Genomic DNA, 19,813 nt, shown 5'->3' on the forward strand with positions numbered 1-19,813 from the left:
CGGTACGAGCGGACCAGGTTTCTCGCATAGGAGGCATCGATGCCGTTGACCGCCGATGCCGACATCAAGACGCTGCTCGAAGGCGCGCGGACGATCGCGATGATCGGCGCCTCCGACCGCCCCGACCGCCCCTCCTACGGCGTGATGGCCAAGCTCCAGGCGCACGGCTACCGCGTGATCCCGGTCAATCCGCAGATCACCGGCGAGCACATCCACGGCGAATTCGTCTTCCGCGACCTGTCGCAGCTTGGCGACCCGATCGACATCGTCGACATCTTCCGCAACTCGGCGGCGGCCGGCGATGCGGTCGACCAGGCGATCGCGGCGGGTGCGAAGGCCGTGTGGATGCAACTCGGCGTCGTCAACGAAGAAGCGGCGGCGCGGGCCGAAGCCGCAGGGCTGCAGGTCGTCATGGATCGCTGCCCGGCGATCGACATCCCCCGGCTAGGCGTGGCCAAGATCGAGCAATGACGCTTGATCGCTCGGACGATCGCGGCCACGCTGCGATCCTGTTGCGGAGGGGCTGATGCTGGCGATGCTGTTGTCGATCCTGATCGAAGATCCGCTGATGGCTACCGCGAAAGCACGGATGGCCGCCGAGCAACCCTGTATCCAGAGCGCCAACGAGACCGACATCACGGTCTGCGGCATGCGTACCGCGGACCGGTTTCGCGTACCGTTCGTCGTCCATGACTCGGGCGACCCCGCGCATGAATCGGTCCGCAATGAACGCACCCGCCTGCTCCACCGTACCTCGCCGCTCGACGACCTCGGCCCGTTCCAGGTCGGCGGCGGCATGGCGGGCGTCACCATGACGGTCGGCGGCGAAGGCGGGACGTCGCTCCGCAAACCTGCACCATAGAGTCCCTGCTTATGATCGCTCTCGTGCTGTCCGCACTCCTGCAGTCCGCCGCCACCACGCCCGCGCCCACGGCTGCGCCCGCCCCCGCGCCGGTCCCGCAACGCTTCTCGATCCTGGTCGACCCGTGCGCCACCACGTCGAAGGATGGCAACGAGATCGTCGTCTGCGGCGCCCCGGCGACGGGCAGTCCCCGCCTGCCGATGCGCGACGACCGCGGTCCACCCGATCATCCGGTCGCCTCCAATCCCGAACTGAGCGCCGTCCGCGCACTGAGCCTCGAGGGAACGCCGTGCGCGGCCAGCCAATGGGGCTGCCAGGTCGGCGTCGGCCCGCCGATCATGCCCATCGCCAAGGCCGCGGTCGGATTGGTGAAGAGCGCGCTGGCGAAAAAACCCGACAAGACAGGCCGCGTGCCGATCGACCTCGACGGGCCGGTGGGGAGCGTGAACTGACCCGTGACGAGTGAACCAGCGCTTCCGTCGTGCGAACGAACGTCGGGGTGACGCGGCGCGGCAGCGCGGGTCGGTGAGCGAAGAGGCTATCCAAGTCCTCGAAGACGATCGACACCAGCCTCCCCCGCGAAGGAACCGGACTGCCATGATCCTCCCGCTCCTCCTGCAAGCCGCGATCGCGTCCGCCACCCCGGCCATCGCCCCGCCGCCGCAGAGCTGGTCGATCCTCAATCCGCCTGCCTGCCCCGGTTCGAGCCCGAATGAAATCGTCGTCTGCGGCGCGAAGGATAATCCTGAGCAGCGCCTGCCGCTGCCCGACGAACGCCCGCCGCAGGATCGCCCGCGTCAGCCGATCGGCGATCCGCGCGCGATGCTCGACAATGCCGGGCCGGTGTGTCCGCCGGGCGGGTGCACCGGCGTCGACCTGCTGACGGTACCGGTCGTGCTGATCCGCGGCATCGGCGCGCTGATCGATCCGCACAGCTGTTGCGAGAATAACGAGGGGAAGGATCCGATGGCGCTGGTGCGCGATATCGGGAGCAAGTTTCGGAAAAAGCCGGACAAATCGAACCGGGTGCCGATCGTGCTGGATGAACCGGTGAAGTAAGGTAGCGCGGCGCATCACTCCGAGATGATCGCCCCCGTCCTTGTTTCCCCGCGAAGGCGAGGACCCAGTCTGGGCTCCCGCCTTCGCGGGAGAACAAGGAAGAGGTTGCTTTGCTATACACCACCCCGGCGAAGGCCGGGGCCCAATTGGAAAGGTYGCAGTRACGAAGCGATATACTTCGTTAGCAACGTCCCCCAATTGGGCCCCGGCCTTCGCCGGGGTGGGGCTATTCGCTCAGTGGACGGTCGCGCGAATCACGCCGCCAACGGCATCGGCGCACATCGGTCGTCATCCATATCCAGCTCGAACATCATTGCCGGGGCCTCACCCCCACGCCCGCGCGACGTCCGCGCCTCGACCCGCCCGGTTGGCCGGAACCCGAGCTTCGCCAGCACGCGCCCCGACGCCGGGTTATCCACGAAATGGAACGCATCCAGCCGCCGCAAGCCCAGCGCATGTCGCGCCATCGCCACCACCGCCTCGCCAGCCTCGGTCGCATAGCCGCGGCCCCAGGCTTCCGGCGCCAGCCAATAGCCAAGCTCGTGCCCGGCCTCCGCCGCGCGGATACCGATCCCGCCAACGAGTCGCGGTGCGCCCGCTTCCATCGTTTCGATCATGAAATGTGGGTCGTGCGGCCCACGCGGTTGCGCCAGAAACGCCTCGGCATCCCCCAGCGCATACGGCCAGGGCGCACGCGCCAGCTTGGCGACCACCGACTCATGGCCGATCGCCCGCGTCAGTGCAGGCGCATCCTCCGGCCAACCCGGCCGCAACGTCAGTCTCTTGGTGCGCGCGAACACAGCTCTCTCCTTCACGCATCGCGCCTAGCGTCCTGCCATGTCCGGATGACACGGCAGCGACAGGCGAGGGGGAGGGAGCAATAAAAAAGGGAGCCGGGGTGACCCGTCTCCCTTGTTCAGGTTCGCTTTCGCGACCCGGGTCACCCTGGTGGGCAACCCGGATGGTTACCCGATGTTATTCGGCTGCAGCTGCCATATCGGCAGTGTCGTTCGCTGCCAGCTCGACCGAGCAGAACTTGCGACCAAGTTTGCCCTGGCTGAACACGACACGGCCATCGACCAGCGCGAACAGCGTGTGGTCGGTACCGATGCCGACGTTGGTGCCCGGGTAGAACTTCGTTCCGCGCTGACGCACGAGAATGTTGCCGGCGACGCACGCCTGGCCACCGAACTTCTTGACGCCGAGGCGACGACCGGCCGAATCGCGACCGTTGCGCGAAGAACCGCCTGCTTTCTTATGTGCCATCTGAAGCTACTCCTTATGCCTGAGCGGCCGGGGCATCAGCCTCGGTCTGCTTGGCGGTCTGGCCGCCGACCGACACGATCTTCAGGATCGTGTGCTGCTGGCGATGGCCGTTCTTGCGACGATAGTTGTGACGACGACGCTTCTTGAAGACGATGACCTTGTCCGCCTTCGCCTGCGCGATGATCTCTGCAGCGACGACGAAGCCCTCGACGGACCGCAGCTCCGAGCCTTCGCCCGCCAGCAGAACGTCACCCAGCGTCACCGACGCACCTGCATCGCCCTCGATCTTCTCGATGACGATCTTATCTCCGGCGGCGACGCGATACTGCTTGCCGCCCGTGCGCACGACTGCGAACATGGCCCTTGTCACTTTCCAAATACATGTGCCCCACGAACGCAGGGTCCGCCGGGAGAAGCCGGGCAGCTAAGGGAGGGGGGCGGCGTTGTCAACCGCCAAGGGGCGGGAATGGGTCGTAAAGAGGGCCGGCCTGGGGTCGTTCACCACAACTTCGCAAGATTGTTTCCCCACGAAGGCGGGGACCCAGACTGGACTCCCGCCTTCGCGGGAGAACAAGCTTCTTTAGACTAAGGCGATTCGCCTCAGTGCCGGTGAACCTGCCGCAACGCATACCGGCCATCCGCATACTCGCTGAACAACCCGGAGATCGCCGGATGATCCACAGGCTCGTCGCTGTCGTCCGGCACCAAATTCTGCTGGCTTACATACGCGACGTAGCTCGACTCCATGTTCTCGGCGAGCAGATGGTAGAATGGCTGGTCCTTCCGCGGACGAATGTCCTCGGGGATCGCCGCATACCATTCGTCGCTATTGGCAAACACGGGGTCCACATCGAAGATCACCCCGCGGAAATCGAACAGCCGGTGCCGCACGACGTCGCCGATCGAGAAGTTCGCGTGCGAGATCGGCGGCGCGACGACCTCGGCGGGGATAAGCGGGCTCGTGATATCGTGAGCGATACTGTCGTGTCGGGGCATATCGACCAATTTAGGGGCTGTTTTGCGCCGCACAAGGAAAACGCGCCGGACGGTGCGTCAAAGCTCGAAATCCGCTTGCGTCCCCAGGGGCACTTCATTAGAGGCCGCGCTTCGACCGATCGGAGGGACTGTTCGCAGCGCCTTGGATGACCTGCGGAGAGGTGGCAGAGTGGTCGAATGTACCGCACTCGAAATGCGGCGTACCCGCGAGGGTACCGTGGGTTCGAATCCCACCCTCTCCGCCATTACTTTCTGATATCGCTAGATAAATCGCCCTTACCGGGCGCCTCTAAGCGTGGCATGTTAGGCGGGACGTCGCCGACAGCATGGGCGCGTCGCGCACACGACTTGTTTTGGCTCTCGATACTCGCCCGTTCTCGTGGTCCCGCGCTCGTCATCCTGACGAAAGTCTGGATTCAAGATAACGCGCGCAGTGCTATTTGGCGTCAGATCCCGACTTTGGTCCGGATGACGGCACACTATCGGCATCCGGCGCTACGGCCGAAGATGTCGTGAAGTATAGACCGGGCTATAAACTCTGTCGGACAAGCAAACGCCCGGACCGTTGCCGATCCGGGCGCCTGCGTGACGATCGCTCGTCAGCCCCCATTTTTTCGCTTCCGCTCAGCACCTTGTATGCGGCGTAAAAGCAGTCCCCGAACCACGGCCGTTGCCTGTGTCTCAGCGAGGTTTTTGCTAGTTATGTCGCCGGCCTTTGTCACGGTATTTGCGCGTGCTGCGGCACGATTGGATAAGCCCTGTGGCGATTACGCAACATACCAATCTAGCCATCGGGCGGGATCATATCCATGACGCAGCGATCTCCGCTCGGACTGAGCGCCCCTCCAACCGCGCACGTCCCTGGCACAGCCGTCTCGCACGTGTTGCCTCGCGCGGGGCCGCGTCCTAGAGCCGCAGGACTGTTTCCCTAACGATCGAACCCGGCTGCCCATGATCCTGTCCCGCTACGAACGGATGATAGCCCGCCGCTATCTGCTGCCGGGCAAGGGGGAGGCATTCATCTTCCTCGTCGCCTCGATCAGCCTGGTCGCGGTGATGCTCGGCGTCGCCGCGCTCGTCATCGTGATGAGCGTGATGAACGGCTTCCGCGCCGAGCTGTTCGACAAGATCGTCGGGCTCAACGGCCATGCGGTGGTGCAGGGCGTCGGCGGGCGTCTTCCCGACTGGCGCGAGATCGTCGCGCAGGCGCAGAAGACTCCGGGCGTGACCAGCGCGCTGCCACTCATCGAACAGCCGCTCGCCGCCACCTATAACGGCCGCGCCGAGGCGGTGCTGGTGCGCGGGATGCGAGTCGGCGATATCCGCCGCAACTCGACGATCAGCAACAAGATCGTGATGGGGTCGCTACAGTCGCTGACACAAGGGTCCGGGCGGATCGCGATCGGTTCGCGTCTCGCCGAATCGCTCGGCGCACAGGTCGGTTCGGAGATTTCGCTGTTTAGTCCGCAGGGGCAGACTACGCCGTTCGGCACGGTGCCGCGGATCGTCAGCTACACGGTCGGCGCGATCTTCGAGATCGGCATCTACGACTATGACAAGCAGTACATTATCATGCCGATCGAGGATGCGCAGACATTGCTCCTGATGGGCGATGCGGCGGGCCTGGTCGAGCTGAAGACGGTCGACGCGGACAAGGTTGGCGAAATCCTGAAGCCGCTTGCGGACAAGATCGGCGGCAACGCGGTAATCGCCGACTGGCGGACGATGAACGCGCAGCTGTTCGAGGCGCTTGCGGTCGAGCGCGTCGCGATGTTCACCGTGCTGTCGATCATCATCCTGGTCGCGGTGTTCAACATCCTGTCGTCGCTGATCATGCTGGTCCGCGCCAAGACCCGCGACATCGCGATCCTGCGGACGATGGGCGCGACGCGTGGCTCGATGATGCGGATCTTCATTGTCGTCGGTACCACCATCGGCGCGCTGGGGACGGTCGCGGGCCTCGTGCTCGGCTTCATCTTCCTGTTCTACCGGCAGGGCGTGGTGAACTTCGTCCAGCTCGTCACCGGCCAGAACCTGTGGGATCCGTCGATCCGCTACCTCACCGAACTCCCGTCGAAGACCGACCCCGTCGAGATCGTCGTGATCGCGCTGATGGCGCTCGTCTTCAGCTTCCTCGCAACGCTCTATCCAGCCTGGAAAGCGGCGAGTACCGACCCCGTGCAGGTGCTGCGTTATGAATGAAGGCCTTAAAATCGATCGCCAGATCGAGAAGTTCGATGATTACGTCCTCCAGACCAGCGGGCTGACCAAGAGCTTCACGCAAGGCGGCGCGACGATCGACGTGCTGCGCGGCGTCGACCTCGCGATCGCACCGGGCGAGATCGTCGCGCTGCTCGGGCCGTCGGGCTCGGGCAAGTCGACCTTGTTGCAAGCCGTGGGCCTGCTCGAGGGCGGCTTCCAGGGATCGATCAGGATCGCCGGCACCGAGGCGGCGAAGCTCAACGCGCATGAGCGTACCGTGGTGCGCCGCGACAGTCTCGGCTTCGTCTACCAGTTCCATCACCTGCTCCCAGATTTCAGCGCGACCGAGAACGTCGTCCTCCCGCAGCTCGTCCACGGCGCGACGCGGGTCGAAGCGGACCGGCGGGCGGCGGAATTGCTGACCCAGCTCGGTCTCGGCCACCGCCTGACGCATCGCCCGAGCCAGCTCTCCGGTGGCGAGCAACAGCGCGTCGCGGTCGCCCGCGCGCTCGCCAACAAGCCCGCGCTGGTGCTGGCGGACGAGCCGACCGGCAACCTCGACGAGCACACCGCCGACATCGTCTTCGCCGAGTTCATCCGGCTGGTCCGCGAACAGGGCACCGCGGCGGTGGTCGCGACGCACAACGAGCGGCTCGCGGCCCGCATGGACCGGGTGCTGCGACTCCACGAGGGGCGGCTGGCGTGACCTGGGGCGAGACGCCGACGCTCACCGGGCATCACGTCACGCTCCGCCCGCTGGTCGCCGACGACATGGACGCGCTGGTCGCCGCGGCGTCGGCGGACAACCTCTGGGACACATTTTACGCCAACGTGTCGATGATGAAGGCACCCGACCGTTGGCTGGCGGCCGCGGTGCGCGAGCAGGACTTCGGGCGGGCTCGGTTGTTCGCGGTGGTGGCCGGCGGGACCGTCGTCGGCACCACCCGGTTCATGCGAATGAACGAGGCCAACAAGCGGCTCGAGATCGGCGGCACTTTCTACGCGAGGTCCGTGCAGCGCACCGGCGTCAACACCGAAGCCAAGCTGATGCTTCTCACGCATGCGTTCGACGCGCTGGGCTGCGAATGCGTGCAGATCCGCACCGACTCACTCAACAAGAACTCCCAACGCGCGATCGAACGCCTCGGCGCGAAACGCGACGGCGTCCTGCGCGGGCACCAAGTCATGGCGGACGGCCGCTTGCGTGATACGGTGGTCTACAGCATCCTCCGCCACGAATGGCCGGGCGTGCGTCAGAACCTGGCGTATCTGCTGGCCCGACACCCCGCCTGACTGGAGGACCGCCCATGACCGCGATCACCGACTTCACCGTAAAGACCGCCGACGGCACCGCGGTCTCGCTGGAGCCGTATAGCGGCAAGGTGCTGCTGATCGTCAACACCGCGTCGAAGTGCGGCTTCACCCCGCAATATGACGGCCTCGAAGCACTTCACCGCGATTATGCCGAGCGTGGCTTCGAGGTGCTGGCGTTTCCGTGCAATCAGTTCGGCGGACAGGAGCCGGGCGACGCAGCGGAGATCGCCAACTTCTGCACGCTGACCTACGACGTGACGTTCCCGGTCTTCGCGAAGGTCGACGTCAACGGGGCAGGGGCGGACCCGCTGTTCGAGCGGCTGAAGTCGGAAGCACCCGGCGTGCTGGGGTCGAAGGCGATCAAGTGGAACTTCACCAAGTTCCTGGTCGATCGCGACGGCACTGTGGTCGACCGCTACGCGCCGACGACCAAGCCCGATGACATCCGCAAGGATATCGAGAAGCTGCTTTAAAACGATCTGCTTCCACCCCGGCTAAGGCCGGGGCCCAATTGGGGGACGGCGATGAAGACCGCTACGCTTCGTTACTGCAACCTCTCCAATTGGGCCCCGGCCTTCGCCGGGGTGGTGCGCGCTTAGTGGCGGCGGACATCAGCCCAAGAATGTTCCCCCGCGAAGGCGGGGGCCCAGACTGGACTCCCGCCTTCGCGGGAGACCAGTCTAGCACGTCAAACCGAAAATGCCGGCGCCCCCTTCTTATGCGCCAGCGCAGAAGCAACCGAAGTCACCCCGCCAAACAAGAAGCTGATCCCCAACACATACCCCGGCAACGTCAACGCCGACCAAGGCAGCGTCGCCAACACAATCACCGCCAATACGATGTTCACCACACCCAGCGCGATCATCAACCCCTTGCCACGCCGAAACCGCGCGCCAAGCCCGATCTCCAACGCCCCACGCAAACCAAGCCAAACCGCAATCAGCAACGTCAGCGAAATAGCCCCCGTCGCCGGCTCGAACGCCATGATCAGCCCGATAACCAGCGACACCAGCCCAAACCCGATCGCATAGCCGCGCCCCTCATGCCCCTTGCCGGCAAACCCTGACACGATCGACACTATCCCGGCGGCGATGAGAAACGCCCCGATCACCAACGTCGCAGCATAGGTCGCAGAAAACGGCGACGCGAACGCCATGATCCCGAGCACCACCGACAACACGCCGTAAGCCAGGATCCACCCCCAACCAGCGCCCGCGCGAGGCGTCCCTGCAGCCGTGGTTTCGGTATCGGCAAAGCGCCCGCGTGGATCGGTCATAAGAAATGCTCCCAGAAGTCCCCGCCGCAACGGCTCGTCGTGTCCGCGGTTCCGATCGGACTCAACGACGCTGGTCGAATCACGCCACAGCGCCTACCTCCGGTCGATGCATTCCGGTTACGTCCCCCTCCGCGTTTTCTCCTGCTACACCATGCTCGACGGCGCCATCGATCCGAAAGCGATCGCCAAGCAGGCGCGCGGCCTGGGCTTCCCTGCCGCCGCGCTCACCGATCGCAACGGGCTCTACGCCGCCATGGCCTATTCGGACGCCGCCAAGAAGGACGGCGTGCAGCCGATCATCGGCGTGATGCTCGGCGTCAGCCGCCCCGACATGCCCGACGGCGTCGCCACCCCGTTCGACTGGATCGCGCTCTATGCGCAGGACATGACGGGCTACGACAACCTCTGCGCGCTCGTCTCGATGGCGCATCTCGACCGTCCGATCGAGATGCCCGCACACGTCGATTTCGCCGCACTCGAACGCCACACCGACGGTTTGCTAGCCCTGACCGCCGGCGGCGAGGGCGGTCTCGCCCGGCTGTTCGCGGAAGGCCAGCCCGACCGCGCCCGCGCGTATCTCGATCGCCTCCAAGGCCTGTTCGGCGACCGCCTCTACATCGAACTCTCACGCCGCAACGATGCGACCGAAATGGCGGCCGAGAACGACCTCATTGACATCGCCTACGAGCGCAACCTGCCGCTGGTCGCGACCAACCCGTGCTGCTTCACCGAGAGCGCATTCGGCGATGCGCACGACGCCATGCTCTGCATCGCGCACTCGACCTATGTCGAGACCGAGGATCGCATCCGCAGCTGCCCCGAAGCCTGGATGAAGCCGGCCAAGGTCATGCACGAGATGTTCGCCGACCTGCCCGAGGCGATCGCCAACACGCTCGTCGTCGCGCAGCGCTGCGCTGTGATGGCGCCGTACCGGAAACCGATCCTCCCCAGCCTCGCCGGTGACATCGAGGGCGAGGCGAAACTCCTCCGCGACGACGCCGAAGCCGGTCTCGAAGCACGCTTGGCCCGCATCACCGAACTGCACGGTGAGGGTGAAGACGGCTGGCGCGAGGTGTATCGCCAGCGCCTCGCATTCGAGGTCGACGTGATCGTCCAGATGGGCTTCCCCGGCTATTTCCTGATCGTCGCCGACTTCATCAAATGGGCGAAGGACCACGACATCCCGGTCGGCCCGGGCCGCGGTTCGGGCGCCGGCTCGGTGGTCGCCTGGTCGCTGACGATCACGGACCTGGACCCGATCAAGCTGGGCCTGCTGTTCGAGCGCTTCCTGAACCCGGAACGCGTGTCGATGCCCGATTTCGACATCGATTTCTGCGAAACCCGCCGCGGCGAGGTGATCCGCTACGTCCAGGAGAAATACGGCCGCGATCAGGTCGCGCAGATCATCACCTTCGGGAAGCTCAAGGCGCGCGCGGTCCTCAAGGACACCGGCCGCGTGCTCCAGATGAGCTATGGCCAGATCGACCGCCTCGCCAAGCTGGTGCCGAACCACCCGACCGACCCCTGGACGCTGGAGCGAGCACTCAACGGCGTCGGCGAGCTGGCCAAAGAATACGCCAACGACAATGGCGTGCGGAAGCTGCTCGATCTGGCGATGAAGCTGGAAGGCCTGCCGCGCCACTCGTCGACGCATGCCGCCGGCGTGGTGATCGGCGATCGGCCCTTGGCCCAGCTCGTGCCCCTCTACCGCGATCCCCGCTCCGACATGCCCGTCACGCAGTTCGACATGAAATATGTCGAGGGCGCCGGGCTCGTGAAGTTCGATTTTCTCGGTCTCAAGACCCTGTCGGTGCTCCAGAAGGCGGTGCAGTTGCTCGCCAAGCGCGGCATCGTCGTCGATCTCGACGCGCTCGAATGGGATGATGCGGGCGTCTACGCGCTGCTGCAAAAGGGCGACACGGTCGGCGTGTTCCAGCTCGAGTCGGAGGGCATGCGCCGCACGCTGTCCGCGGTCCGCCCGTCCAATTTCGGCGACATCATCGCGCTCGTGTCGCTCTATCGACCGGGCCCGATGGACAACATCCCGTCGTTCGGCCGCCGCAAGAACGGCACCGAGGCGATCGACTATCCACACCCGCTGCTCGAACCGATCCTGTCCGAAACCTACGGGATCTTCGTCTATCAGGAACAGGTCATGCAGGCCGCGCAGGTCCTCGCCGGCTTCTCGCTCGGCGGCGCCGATCTGCTGCGCCGCGCGATGGGCAAGAAGGTGAAGGCCGAGATGGACGCGCAGCGCGCGGGCTTCGTCGAGGGCTGCCTCACCGTCAACGGTATCAAGAAGGCCGAGGCAAACGCGCTGTTCGACTTGATCGACAAGTTCGCCGGCTACGGCTTCAACAAGAGCCATGCCGCCGCCTACGCGCTGCTCGCGTATCAGACCGCGTGGCTGAAGGCGCACCACCCGCACGAATTCTTCGCCGCCTCGATGTGCTACGACCTCCACCAGACCGACAAGCTGGCGATCTTCACCGACGACATGCGCCGCCTGGGGATCACCGCGCTGCCGCCGTGCATCAACGCAAGCCAGGCCGAGTTCGACGTCGAGGTCTTGGCGGAAGCCGACGCCCAACCAGCAGAATGTTCACCCGCGAAGGCGGGTGCCCAGTCTGGGCCCCCGCCTTCGCGGGGGGACAATCTAGCGGTGCGTTACGCATTGGGCGCGCTGAAATCGGTCGGCGAAGGCGCGATGGAGAAGCTCATCGTCGAGCGTACCCAGAACGGCCCGTTTGCCGGTCTCGACGATCTCGCCAAGCGAGTCGACCCGCGCCTGCTCAACAAGCGCCAGCTCGAAACGCTCGCCGCCGCGGGCGCGTTCGACGGCCTCGACCAGAACCGCGCCGGCATCCACGCCACCGCCGAGACGATCCTCGCGATCGCCGCGCGCACGCACGAACAGAAGACCAGCGGGCAGGGCGGCCTGTTCGGTGACGCCGAACCCGCGGGCGACGCGATCAAGCTGCCGCCGTCGGTCCGCTGGACGCTCAGCCAGCGCATGGACCAGGAGAAGGAAGCGTTCGGCTTCTACTTCTCCGCGCACCCGGTTGATCGCCACCGCCACATCGCCAACAGCCACGGCGCCCGCGCCTACACCGCACTGTCGGAGCTCAACATCCCCGACGACGGCAGCCGCGCCGGCGCGACGATGGCGGTGCTGGTCGAGGACGCGCGCTACCGCACCTCCGCGCGCGGCAAGCGCTTCATGATGGCGCAATGCTCCGACGCCAGCGGCCAGTTCATGGCGACCTGCTTCGACGAACAGGTCTCGCGAGACCTCGAAGAGGCGGCCAAGGCCGGCGGCTGCGGGCTCATCACCGTCGAACTCGACCGCAAACCCGGCGAGGACACGCCGCGCGTGAGCATCAAGCGCATCCAACCGTTCGAGGGCCTCGCCAACCTCGCCCGCTTCCAGGTGGTCGTGACGATCTCCGACATGGCCGCGTTCGCCAGCCTGGCCTCACTGCTTGCCGAGCATCGCGGCGCACGCGGCGAGGTCCGGGTCCGCGCGCAACTCCCCGATGGCGAGGTCTGCATCCTGCTCGGCCGCGATTTTCTCCTCGACGGAGAGCTTGTCGAGCACATCGAGTCGTTGCACGGTGTCGCCAAGGTGGAGATGAAGACCTCGGAAACGAGGCTCGCTCTGGTCGGATAACAGCTTGGGAGAGCGAGAATGCTGGGTGGAATGCAGGATTTCGAGCTTCGTGTTCCCCGCCTGATCGACCATGCGGCGCGCGAACACGGCGCAAGAGAACTCGTCAGCTACTGGGCCGACGGCCGCGAGACGCGCACCAACTGGGCCGGCATCTCGCGCGACGCCCGCAAGCTGGCGCAGGCACTCGAAAAGCTCGGCGTAGCCCCCGGCGACCGGGTCGCGACGCTGGCGATGAACCACGCGCATCACCTCGTCGCCTGGTACGGCACGATCGGCATGGGCGGCGTCATCCACACGATCAACCCGCGCCTGTTCGACGAGCAGCTCGTCTACATCGCCAACCACGCCGAAGACCGCGTGATGCTCTACGACAAGGCGTTCCAGCCACTGGTCGATCGCCTCCGCGGCCAGTGGACCAGCATCCGCCACTACATCTGCTTCGACGATCTCGGCCCCGACGGTTTCCAGGCGATGCTCGACGCCGAGGACGGCGATTACGAGTGGGTCGAGGGGCCGGAGCGCGAGCCGTGCATGCTCTGCTACACCAGCGGCACCACCGGTCATCCGAAGGGCGTGCTCTACACGCACCGCTCGACGATGATTCACGCAATGGCCGAGGTCGCGCCGTGGGTGTTCGATCTTTCGCCCAACGCGGTCGTGCTGCCGGTGGTCCCAATGTTCCACGCCGCCGCCTGGGGCCTGCCGTTCGCGTGCGCGCTCTCGGGGGCGAAGGTCGTCTATTCCGCGGTCAACGACCCGGCCGTGCTGTGCCGCCTGATGAACGACGAGAAGGTGACGCACTCCGCCGGCGTGCCGACCGTCTGGCTTGGGATGTTCGGCCACATAGACGCCTCGGGCGACGCCCCGCGCCACCTCACACAGGTGACGATCGGCGGCTCTGCGGCCCCCCGCGCGATGATCGAGCGGATCATGGGCATGGGTGCCACGGTGAAGCACCTCTGGGGCATGACCGAGACCTCCCCAATCGGCACCGCCGGCTTCGCCCCGCCGCACTGGGACGACATGAGTCACGACGAAAAGCTCGATCTCGTCGGCAAGCAGGGGAGCGTCCCCTTCGGGATAGAACTCCGCATCATCGATGACGAAGGAGCCGTTCTTGCGCGAGACGGCAAGGTCGCAGGGCGGTTGCAGGTGCGCGGCCCGTGGGTCGTCCAACGCTATTTCGGTGCGGACGAGGATGTGGTGGACAAGGAAGGCTGGTTCGACACCGGCGACGTCGCGATGCTCCACGCGGACGGCACAATGCAGATCACCGATCGCTCGAAGGACGTCATCAAGTCCGGCGGCGAATGGATCAGCTCGGTCGACCTGGAGAACGCCGCTGTCGGTTGCCCGGGGGTGGCGGAGGCGGCGGCGATCGGCATCTACCATCCCAAATGGGACGAACGCCCGCTGCTGCTGGTGGTCCGCAAACCTGGCAGCGAGGTCACCGAACAAGCGATCCTCGATCACCTTGCGAAGCACGTCGCCAAATGGTGGCTCCCCGACGCGATCGTCTTCGTCGACGACCTGCCGCACACCGCGACCGGCAAATTGCTGAAGACCGCGCTGCGCGAACGCTTCAAGGATTTCGCGCTGGCGGCTTAGCCCTCCCCCGTCGTCATCTCAGCGAAAGCTGGGATCTCCCGGTTCGAGCCACACCCTTCCACAACGGGGATGTCCCAGCTTTCGCTGTGATGACGGGAGGGTCGGTGGACGAGCGAGTGAGACGATGCACGAACAGCTCACCCTTCCTTGTTCTCCCGCGAAGGCGGGAGCCCAGTCTGGATCCCCGCCTTCGCGGGGAAACACGCTTCTTCGTGTGATCGAGGACGCCCGACACCCCCGATCATTTCGCACTTGCACAATTCCCGCGATCCAGCGAGCTTGTCACAATGACAGCGGCCCCCCCGATCATCCGAACCGGCGCGAACGAAACCAACGCCGTCACGTTGTCCGCACGACCGGAAGCGCTCCGCCTCGACTCCGCCGAAACCGCGGTCGTCGTGATCGACATGCAGAACGCCTACGCCTCACCCGGCGGCTATGTCGACACGGCCGGCTTCGACATCAGCGGCTCGGCCGGTACGATCGCCCGGATCGCCAAGGTCCTCGACACTGCGCGCGCAGCAAAAATGCCGGTCGTGTTCCTCCAGAACGGCTGGGACCCCGACTATGTCGAGGCCGGCGGCCCCGGCTCGCCCAACTGGCACAAGTCCAACGCGCTCAAGACGATGCGAGCCCGCCCCGAACTCCACGGGCAGTTCCTCGCCCGCGGCGGCTGGGACTACGAGATCGTTGACGCGCTCGCCCCCCAACCCGGCGACATCCGGGTGCAGAAAACCCGCTACAGCGCGTTCTTCAATTCGCAGCTCGACAGCATCCTGCGTAGTCGCGGCATCCGCAACATCGTCTTCGTCGGCATCGCCACCAACGTCTGTGTGGAGAGCACGCTGCGCGACGGCTTCCACCTCGAATATTTCGGCGTGATGCTGGAAGACGCGACGCACCATCTCGGCCCGCCCGGGATGCAGGCGGCCACCGTCTACAACGTCGAGAAATTCTTCGGCTGGGTCAGCACGGTAAGCGATTTCTGCGGTTCGTTCGGGCAGTTGCCGAAGTGACCGGCGTACTTCTGTTCCCTCGCGAACGCGGGGGCCCAGGAACCAGGAACGCTGGCGCTCGTGATCCTGGCCCCCTGCCTTCGCAGGGGAACCGTTTAGTTCGCTAGGTAAAAGGAACTCAGATGCCGTTCGAAGCCATCAACCCACCCCAGTTCCCGACCCCGATCGCGCCCTATTCGGCGGGCGCGAAGGCCGGCAACACCGTCTATGTCTCGGGCGTACTGGCGCTAGGCGAAGGCGGCACGGTCCTCCACATCGGCGACGCCGCCGCCCAAACCCGCGCGGTGCTCGACACCATCAAGACCACGCTCGAAGCCGCTGGCGCGACGCTCGCGGACGTCGCTTTCAACCACATCTTCCTGAAGGACCTCGCCGACTACGCCGCCTTCAACGCGGTCTATGCCGAGTATTTCCCCGGCCCCAAGCCCGCCCGCTACTGCATCAAGACAGAACTCGTGAAGCCCGAGTGCCTGGTCGAGATCGCCAGCATAGCCCACCTCGCCTGATGGGAACCGCGGGCGGCATCCACTGGGAAGAGCACGGCCAGCCCGATGGCCCGGCGATCCTCTTGTCGAGCGGCCTCGGCGGCTCGGGCAGCTATTGGCAGCCCAACCTCGCCGCCCTCGGCGCCGGCCACCGCGTCATCATCTACGACCACCGCGGCACCGGCCGCTCCGACCGCCACGTTCCCGGCGACCTCACCGTCGAGGCTATGGCCGCCGACGTCGTCGCGCTCATGGACGCGATCGGGCTCGACCGCTGCACCTTCATCGGCCACGCGCTCGGCGGCCATATCGGTCTCGCGCTCGCCTTGGCCGCGCCCGAACGCCTCGACCGACTCGTCGTCATCAACGGCTGGGCCAAGCTCGACCCGCACACCGCCCGCTGTTTCGACACGCGCCTCGCACTGCTCAATGACAGCGGCCCCCGCGCATATCTCCATGCGCAACCGCTGTTCCTCTACCCGCCACAATGGATATCCGATCACCACGACCGGATTCAGGACGAGGAAGAGGACATGCTCGCGCATTTTCCCGGCGTGGAAATGATCCAGCGACGAGTCGCGGCCGTCCGCCGGTTCAACATCGCCGGCCAATTCGACGAGATCCGCGTGCCGACCTTGCTGGTCGCGGCCGACGACGACATGCTCGTGCCACCGTCCGCGTCCGAAAAGCTTGCCGCCGGCATCCCAGGCGCGCAGCTTGCCCGGATGGCGGCGGGCGCACACGCCTGCAACGTGACGCGCGCGGACCATTTCAACATGTGGCTGCTCGACTGGCTCGACGGCGAATAGGAGCGGCATATGCAGGTCGGCGTCTTCGTGCCCATCAACAACAATGGCTGGCTGATCAGCGAAAACGCGCCGCAATACAAACCGAGCTTCGATCTCAACAAGGCGATCGCGCAAGCGGCGGAGAAGCACGGCCTCGATTTCCTGCTGTCGATGATCAAGTTGCGCGGCTTCGGCGGCAAGACCGAATTCTGGGATTACGGTCTCGAGAGCTTCACGCTGATGGCCGGGCTCGCCGCCGTCACCGAGAAGATCAAGATCTACGCGACCTGCGCCACGCTGCTGGTGCCCCCTGCCTATGCCGCTCGGATGTGCAACACGATCGATTCGATCAGCCACGGGCGGTTCGGGCTGAACCTCATCACCGGCTGGCAACCACCCGAATATACCCAGATGGGGATGTGGCCCGGCGACGAGCATTTCCGCAATCGCTACACGATGCTCGACGAATATGCCCACATCCTCCGCGAGTTGTGGGAGGAGGGCACGTCCGATTTCAAGGGCGACTATTACCAGATGACCGACTGCCGCGTCTGGCCCAAGCCGACCGGCGACATGAAGATCATTTGCGCCGGTTCGTCCGATGACGGCTTGGCGTTCTCGGCGAAATGGGCGGACTACGCGTTCTGTCTGGGGAAGGGCGTCAACACTCCGACCGCGTTCGCCTTCAACAACGAGCGGCTAGCAGCTGCCACAGCCAAGACCGGCCGCGACGTGCAGATCTTCGTTCTGATCATGATCATCGCTGCCGAAACCGACGACGAGGCAATGGCGAAGTGGCAACACTACAACGCCGGCGTCGACGTCGATGCGATCGCCTGGCTGATCGACCAAGGCGCCAAGGACACGCACAACAAGGACACCAACGTCCGCCAGCTCGCCGCCCCCGAGGGCGCGGTGAACATCAACATGGGCACATTGGTAGGCTCGTACGAAAGCGTCGCGCGGATGCTGGACGAGATGGCCGCCGTCCCCAACACCGGCGGCGTCCTCCTGACCTTCGACGATTTTCTGGAGGGGGTGGAGGCATTCGGCGAACGAATACAACCACTTATGAAGAGCCGCGAAGGCGTGATGGCCAACTGAAGAAACCCGATATTGGCCTAACCCTCCCTAACCTTCTTTTCGCCTCTCCTTCTCCTACCGGGGCAAGAGGGGCGCACGCAGGGTCATCACAAGGCAGCCACCACCCCGGCGAAGGCCGGGGCCCAGTTGGAAAACGGAGCTAATAGCGGACAGCCCCTCGTTACGACCACCTTTCCAACTGGGCCCCGGCCTCCGCCGGGGAGGCGGTTGGGATAGGCCATCGTGAACCAAGCTGTTCCCCCGCGAAGGCGGGGGCCCAGACTGGACTCCCGCCTTCGCGGGAGAACAAGCGGCGCGCGGGAAGGGGGTTACGCCGCCCGAGGCGTCCGCTTCGCCTTACGAATCCGCGGCTCAGCAATCATATCCGCCGCCTTCTTGATCTCCTGCCGCAGCTCGTCCCGCTTCTCATGGATAGACGCGATCACCGGCCCCATCGCGACCCCAAGATCGACCAGCACCGCCTCCGCCAGCTGCAGCGAACTCTCCAGCGTCTCCGGCACCGCATCGGTCACGCCCGCGCGGTACAACTCCGCCGCATGCGCCGTATCCCGCGCACGCGCCACGATCGGCAGGTCCGGCGCCAACGCGCGCACCCGCCGCGCAAGCCGCACCGTCAGCACCGGATCGTCCATCGTCAGGATCAGCGCCTTGGCGGTATGCAGCTTCAACCGATCGACCAGTCCCGCCCGTGCCACGTCGCCAAACAGCACCGGATGCCCTTGAGCCCGAGCTGCCTCGACCGAATCGATATCCGCCTCGACCGCGACATACTTCTGGCCGTGGACCGCAAGCATGTCCGCCACCATCCGACCCACTCGGCCAAAGCCGATGACGACGGTCCCGGGCCCGTCGTCGTCGATCTCGACATCGCCCGCATCGGCAACCGACCGGCTTTCCAACTGCCGCGACACGGTGCGGCCAAGCTTCGCCAGCAGCGGCGTGATCGTCAGACCGATCGCCGTCACCGTCTGCCAGAACGACGCGGTCGACGGCAGGATCAGCTGGGCCTGCGCCGCAGTGGCGAGCACGATCAGCGTCGTTTCGGACGGGCTGCCCATCAGGAGTCCGGTCTCAGCGGCAACACCTCGGCGGGAATTGGCGACGCGGAGGAATAGGAACGTGACGACGGCCTTGGTCGCCACCACGCCGGTCACTGCGAGCAGCAGAGACGGCCAGTTCTGCGCGATCAGCCGGAGGTCGAGGCTCATGCCGACGGTGATCAGGAACACGCCGAGCGCGAGGCCCTTGAACGGCGCGGTGATGACCTCGACCTCGCTGTGATATTCGGTTTCGGCAATCAGCAGCCCGGCCAGCAGCGCGCCGACGATCGGCGACAGCCCTGCGGCGGTCGTCGCGACGCTCGCGACGATCACCACCAGCAGCGATGCGGCGAGGAACAGCTCGGGGCTCTTGGTCCGCGCGGCTTGTCCGAACAGACGAGGCAGGACAATGCGCCCGCCGATATACATCGCGACCACGGTCAGCCCTCCGCGCAGCGCGACGCCGGCGATGTTCGACCAGCCGTCGGCGCTCGCGGTCGGAGCGAGCGCGCCGAGTACGAAGATGATCGGGACGAGCGCCAGATCCTCGAACAGCAGCATCGCGAACGCACCGCGACCGACTGCACCGGTGGTCCCGACCAGCGGCAGGACGAGCGCAGTCGACGATAACGCGAGCGCGAATCCGAGCCCGATTGCGCCCGCCCATTCCTGGCCGATGAAGTGGAGCGCCACGCCGATGATCAGCGCCGAGCCGATCAGTTCGGCGGCGCCGGTGCCGAACACGAGGCGCTTCATCGACCACAGGCGCTTGAACGACAGTTCGAGGCCGATCGAGAACAGCAACAGGATGATGCCGAACTCCGCGAAGGGTTCGATCGATTCAGGGTTGGATATGGTGAGGTAATAGAGCCAAGGCGCAGACCCCGTGAGCGAACCCAACCCAGCAGGGCCGACCAGCAGGCCGACCAGGATGAAGCCGATGACCGGGCTGACCCGGAACCGCGCAAACGCGGGAATGACGAGCCCGGCCGCGCCGAGAATGACGAGCGCGTCGCTGAAACCTTGATTGTCGAGCCGTAATGCCATGCGTGCGACCTTAGGGGACGCATGACGCATTTGTCAGGAAGAAATACTGCGCCGCCAATCGACGTGCACGTGCATATCTC

20 protein-coding genes and 1 tRNA gene are annotated in these 19,813 nt (G+C 65.5%); 15 read left to right on the plus strand and 6 right to left on the minus strand.

Features of this window, described 5'->3' with window-relative positions; genetic code table 11:
• The first annotated feature begins 39 nt into the window (after positions 1–39).
• The 4 genes from VH567_RS04665 (at position 40) to VH567_RS04680 (ending at position 1,921) form a co-directional block, all read left to right on the plus strand.
• Entirely contained in the window at positions 40–471 is a 432-nt protein-coding gene (locus tag VH567_RS04665; protein ID WP_423323570.1) for a CoA-binding protein, read from the plus strand.
• A 55-nt stretch (positions 472–526) separates the two neighbouring features.
• Positions 527–862 (plus strand): hypothetical protein, encoded by a 336-nt coding sequence (locus VH567_RS04670; protein ID WP_423323573.1) that lies wholly within the window; start codon positions 527–529, stop codon positions 860–862.
• A gap of 11 nt (positions 863–873) precedes the next feature.
• Positions 874–1,314, plus strand: coding sequence for a hypothetical protein (locus tag VH567_RS04675; RefSeq protein ID WP_423323575.1), 441 nt, complete (start codon positions 874–876; stop codon positions 1,312–1,314).
• 145 nt (positions 1,315–1,459) lie between these two features.
• Positions 1,460–1,921, plus strand: a complete 462-nt coding sequence (locus VH567_RS04680) for a hypothetical protein (protein WP_423323577.1) — start codon at positions 1,460–1,462, stop codon at positions 1,919–1,921.
• 254 nt (positions 1,922–2,175) lie between these two features.
• On the opposite strand, the gene VH567_RS04685 is transcribed toward VH567_RS04680, so the two are convergent.
• From VH567_RS04685 to hspQ, 4 genes are all read right to left on the minus strand, one after another.
• Positions 2,176–2,721, minus strand: coding sequence for a GNAT family N-acetyltransferase (locus VH567_RS04685; RefSeq protein WP_423323579.1), 546 nt, complete (start codon positions 2,719–2,721; stop codon positions 2,176–2,178).
• Positions 2,722–2,896: 175 nt separating this feature from the next.
• On the minus strand, positions 2,897–3,187 hold the full coding sequence (gene rpmA, locus VH567_RS04690; RefSeq protein WP_056055842.1) for a 50S ribosomal protein L27: 291 nt from the start codon (positions 3,185–3,187) through the stop codon (positions 2,897–2,899).
• 13 nt (positions 3,188–3,200) lie between these two features.
• Positions 3,201–3,545, minus strand: coding sequence for a 50S ribosomal protein L21 (gene rplU, locus VH567_RS04695; RefSeq protein ID WP_056065957.1), 345 nt, complete (start codon positions 3,543–3,545; stop codon positions 3,201–3,203).
• 242 nt (positions 3,546–3,787) lie between these two features.
• On the minus strand, positions 3,788–4,183 hold the full coding sequence (gene hspQ, locus VH567_RS04700; RefSeq protein ID WP_423323582.1) for a heat shock protein HspQ: 396 nt from the start codon (positions 4,181–4,183) through the stop codon (positions 3,788–3,790).
• 155 nt (positions 4,184–4,338) lie between these two features.
• On the opposite strand from hspQ, the gene VH567_RS04705 reads away from it, so the two are divergent.
• The 5 genes from VH567_RS04705 (at position 4,339) to VH567_RS04725 (ending at position 8,172) form a co-directional block, all read left to right on the plus strand.
• A tRNA-Ser gene (locus VH567_RS04705) sits at positions 4,339–4,428 on the plus strand.
• A gap of 706 nt (positions 4,429–5,134) precedes the next feature.
• Positions 5,135–6,385, plus strand: a complete 1,251-nt coding sequence (locus VH567_RS04710; RefSeq protein WP_423323585.1) for a lipoprotein-releasing ABC transporter permease subunit — start codon at positions 5,135–5,137, stop codon at positions 6,383–6,385.
• Entirely contained in the window at positions 6,378–7,091 is a 714-nt protein-coding gene (locus VH567_RS04715) for an ABC transporter ATP-binding protein (protein WP_423323587.1), read from the plus strand. Before VH567_RS04710 ends, VH567_RS04715 begins: the two co-directional genes overlap by 8 nt.
• Positions 7,088–7,678, plus strand: coding sequence for a GNAT family N-acetyltransferase (locus tag VH567_RS04720; RefSeq protein WP_423323589.1), 591 nt, complete (start codon positions 7,088–7,090; stop codon positions 7,676–7,678). Before VH567_RS04715 ends, VH567_RS04720 begins: the two co-directional genes overlap by 4 nt.
• Before the next feature lie 14 nt (positions 7,679–7,692).
• Entirely contained in the window at positions 7,693–8,172 is a 480-nt protein-coding gene (locus VH567_RS04725; RefSeq protein ID WP_423323591.1) for a glutathione peroxidase, read from the plus strand.
• A gap of 215 nt (positions 8,173–8,387) precedes the next feature.
• On the opposite strand, the gene VH567_RS04730 is transcribed toward VH567_RS04725, so the two are convergent.
• Positions 8,388–8,975, minus strand: coding sequence for an HdeD family acid-resistance protein (locus VH567_RS04730; RefSeq protein WP_423323593.1), 588 nt, complete (start codon positions 8,973–8,975; stop codon positions 8,388–8,390).
• A gap of 106 nt (positions 8,976–9,081) precedes the next feature.
• On the opposite strand from VH567_RS04730, the gene dnaE reads away from it, so the two are divergent.
• The 6 genes from dnaE to rutA all read left to right on the plus strand — a co-directional run bounded on the left by dnaE (position 9,082) and on the right by rutA (position 17,646).
• Positions 9,082–12,645: a DNA polymerase III subunit alpha gene (dnaE, locus tag VH567_RS04735; RefSeq protein WP_423323596.1), complete on the plus strand. Its 3,564-nt coding sequence runs from the start codon at positions 9,082–9,084 to the stop codon at positions 12,643–12,645.
• A gap of 18 nt (positions 12,646–12,663) precedes the next feature.
• Positions 12,664–14,253, plus strand: a complete 1,590-nt coding sequence (locus VH567_RS04740) for a long-chain fatty acid--CoA ligase (RefSeq protein WP_423323599.1) — start codon at positions 12,664–12,666, stop codon at positions 14,251–14,253.
• 287 nt (positions 14,254–14,540) lie between these two features.
• Positions 14,541–15,269 carry a pyrimidine utilization protein B gene (gene rutB / locus VH567_RS04745; RefSeq protein WP_423323601.1) on the plus strand — a complete coding sequence of 243 codons (729 nt, stop codon included), beginning with the start codon at positions 14,541–14,543 and terminating at the stop codon, positions 15,267–15,269.
• Between the two features lie 122 nt (positions 15,270–15,391).
• Positions 15,392–15,775 (plus strand): pyrimidine utilization protein C, encoded by a 384-nt coding sequence (rutC, locus tag VH567_RS04750; protein ID WP_423323603.1) that lies wholly within the window; start codon positions 15,392–15,394, stop codon positions 15,773–15,775.
• Complete coding sequence (gene rutD, locus VH567_RS04755) at positions 15,775–16,563, plus strand: pyrimidine utilization protein D (RefSeq protein WP_423323605.1); 789 nt, start codon at positions 15,775–15,777, stop codon at positions 16,561–16,563. The genes rutC and rutD overlap by 1 nt, the downstream gene beginning before the upstream one ends.
• Before the next feature lie 9 nt (positions 16,564–16,572).
• Complete coding sequence (rutA, locus tag VH567_RS04760) at positions 16,573–17,646, plus strand: pyrimidine utilization protein A (RefSeq protein ID WP_423323607.1); 1,074 nt, start codon at positions 16,573–16,575, stop codon at positions 17,644–17,646.
• 308 nt (positions 17,647–17,954) lie between these two features.
• Here rutA and VH567_RS04765 read toward each other — a convergent pair whose 3' ends face one another.
• Positions 17,955–19,733 carry a cation:proton antiporter gene (locus tag VH567_RS04765; RefSeq protein ID WP_423323609.1) on the minus strand — a complete coding sequence of 593 codons (1,779 nt, stop codon included), beginning with the start codon at positions 19,731–19,733 and terminating at the stop codon, positions 17,955–17,957.
• Positions 19,734–19,813: the final 80 nt, after the last annotated feature.

It is taken from the genome of Sphingomonas sp. 4RDLI-65 (genome assembly GCF_049472435.1).
Taxonomy (GTDB): domain Bacteria; phylum Pseudomonadota; class Alphaproteobacteria; order Sphingomonadales; family Sphingomonadaceae; genus Sphingomonas.

What these genes read in the sequence shown, in the direction of transcription:
- VH567_RS04670 (WP_423323573.1), top strand. Translation starts at nt 527, where the DNA reads ATGCTGGCGATGCTGTTGTCGATCCTGATCGAAGATCCGCTGATGGCT.
- rutC (WP_423323603.1), top strand. Translation starts at nt 15,392, where the DNA reads ATGCCGTTCGAAGCCATCAACCCACCCCAGTTCCCGACCCCGATCGCG.
- rpmA (WP_056055842.1), bottom strand. Translation starts at nt 3,187, where the DNA reads ATGGCACATAAGAAAGCAGGCGGTTCTTCGCGCAACGGTCGCGATTCG.
- VH567_RS04730 (WP_423323593.1), bottom strand. Translation starts at nt 8,975, where the DNA reads ATGACCGATCCACGCGGGCGCTTTGCCGATACCGAAACCACGGCTGCA.
- VH567_RS04740 (WP_423323599.1), top strand. Translation starts at nt 12,664, where the DNA reads ATGCTGGGTGGAATGCAGGATTTCGAGCTTCGTGTTCCCCGCCTGATC.
- VH567_RS04715 (WP_423323587.1), top strand. Translation starts at nt 6,378, where the DNA reads ATGAATGAAGGCCTTAAAATCGATCGCCAGATCGAGAAGTTCGATGAT.
- dnaE (WP_423323596.1), top strand. Translation starts at nt 9,082, where the DNA reads ATGCATTCCGGTTACGTCCCCCTCCGCGTTTTCTCCTGCTACACCATG.
- rutD (WP_423323605.1), top strand. Translation starts at nt 15,775, where the DNA reads ATGGGAACCGCGGGCGGCATCCACTGGGAAGAGCACGGCCAGCCCGAT.
- rplU (WP_056065957.1), bottom strand. Translation starts at nt 3,545, where the DNA reads ATGTTCGCAGTCGTGCGCACGGGCGGCAAGCAGTATCGCGTCGCCGCC.
- VH567_RS04765 (WP_423323609.1), bottom strand. Translation starts at nt 19,733, where the DNA reads ATGGCATTACGGCTCGACAATCAAGGTTTCAGCGACGCGCTCGTCATT.
- rutA (WP_423323607.1), top strand. Translation starts at nt 16,573, where the DNA reads ATGCAGGTCGGCGTCTTCGTGCCCATCAACAACAATGGCTGGCTGATC.
- VH567_RS04675 (WP_423323575.1), top strand. Translation starts at nt 874, where the DNA reads ATGATCGCTCTCGTGCTGTCCGCACTCCTGCAGTCCGCCGCCACCACG.
- hspQ (WP_423323582.1), bottom strand. Translation starts at nt 4,183, where the DNA reads ATGCCCCGACACGACAGTATCGCTCACGATATCACGAGCCCGCTTATC.
- VH567_RS04665 (WP_423323570.1), top strand. Translation starts at nt 40, where the DNA reads ATGCCGTTGACCGCCGATGCCGACATCAAGACGCTGCTCGAAGGCGCG.
- rutB (WP_423323601.1), top strand. Translation starts at nt 14,541, where the DNA reads ATGACAGCGGCCCCCCCGATCATCCGAACCGGCGCGAACGAAACCAAC.
- VH567_RS04725 (WP_423323591.1), top strand. Translation starts at nt 7,693, where the DNA reads ATGACCGCGATCACCGACTTCACCGTAAAGACCGCCGACGGCACCGCG.
- VH567_RS04710 (WP_423323585.1), top strand. Translation starts at nt 5,135, where the DNA reads ATGATCCTGTCCCGCTACGAACGGATGATAGCCCGCCGCTATCTGCTG.
- VH567_RS04680 (WP_423323577.1), top strand. Translation starts at nt 1,460, where the DNA reads ATGATCCTCCCGCTCCTCCTGCAAGCCGCGATCGCGTCCGCCACCCCG.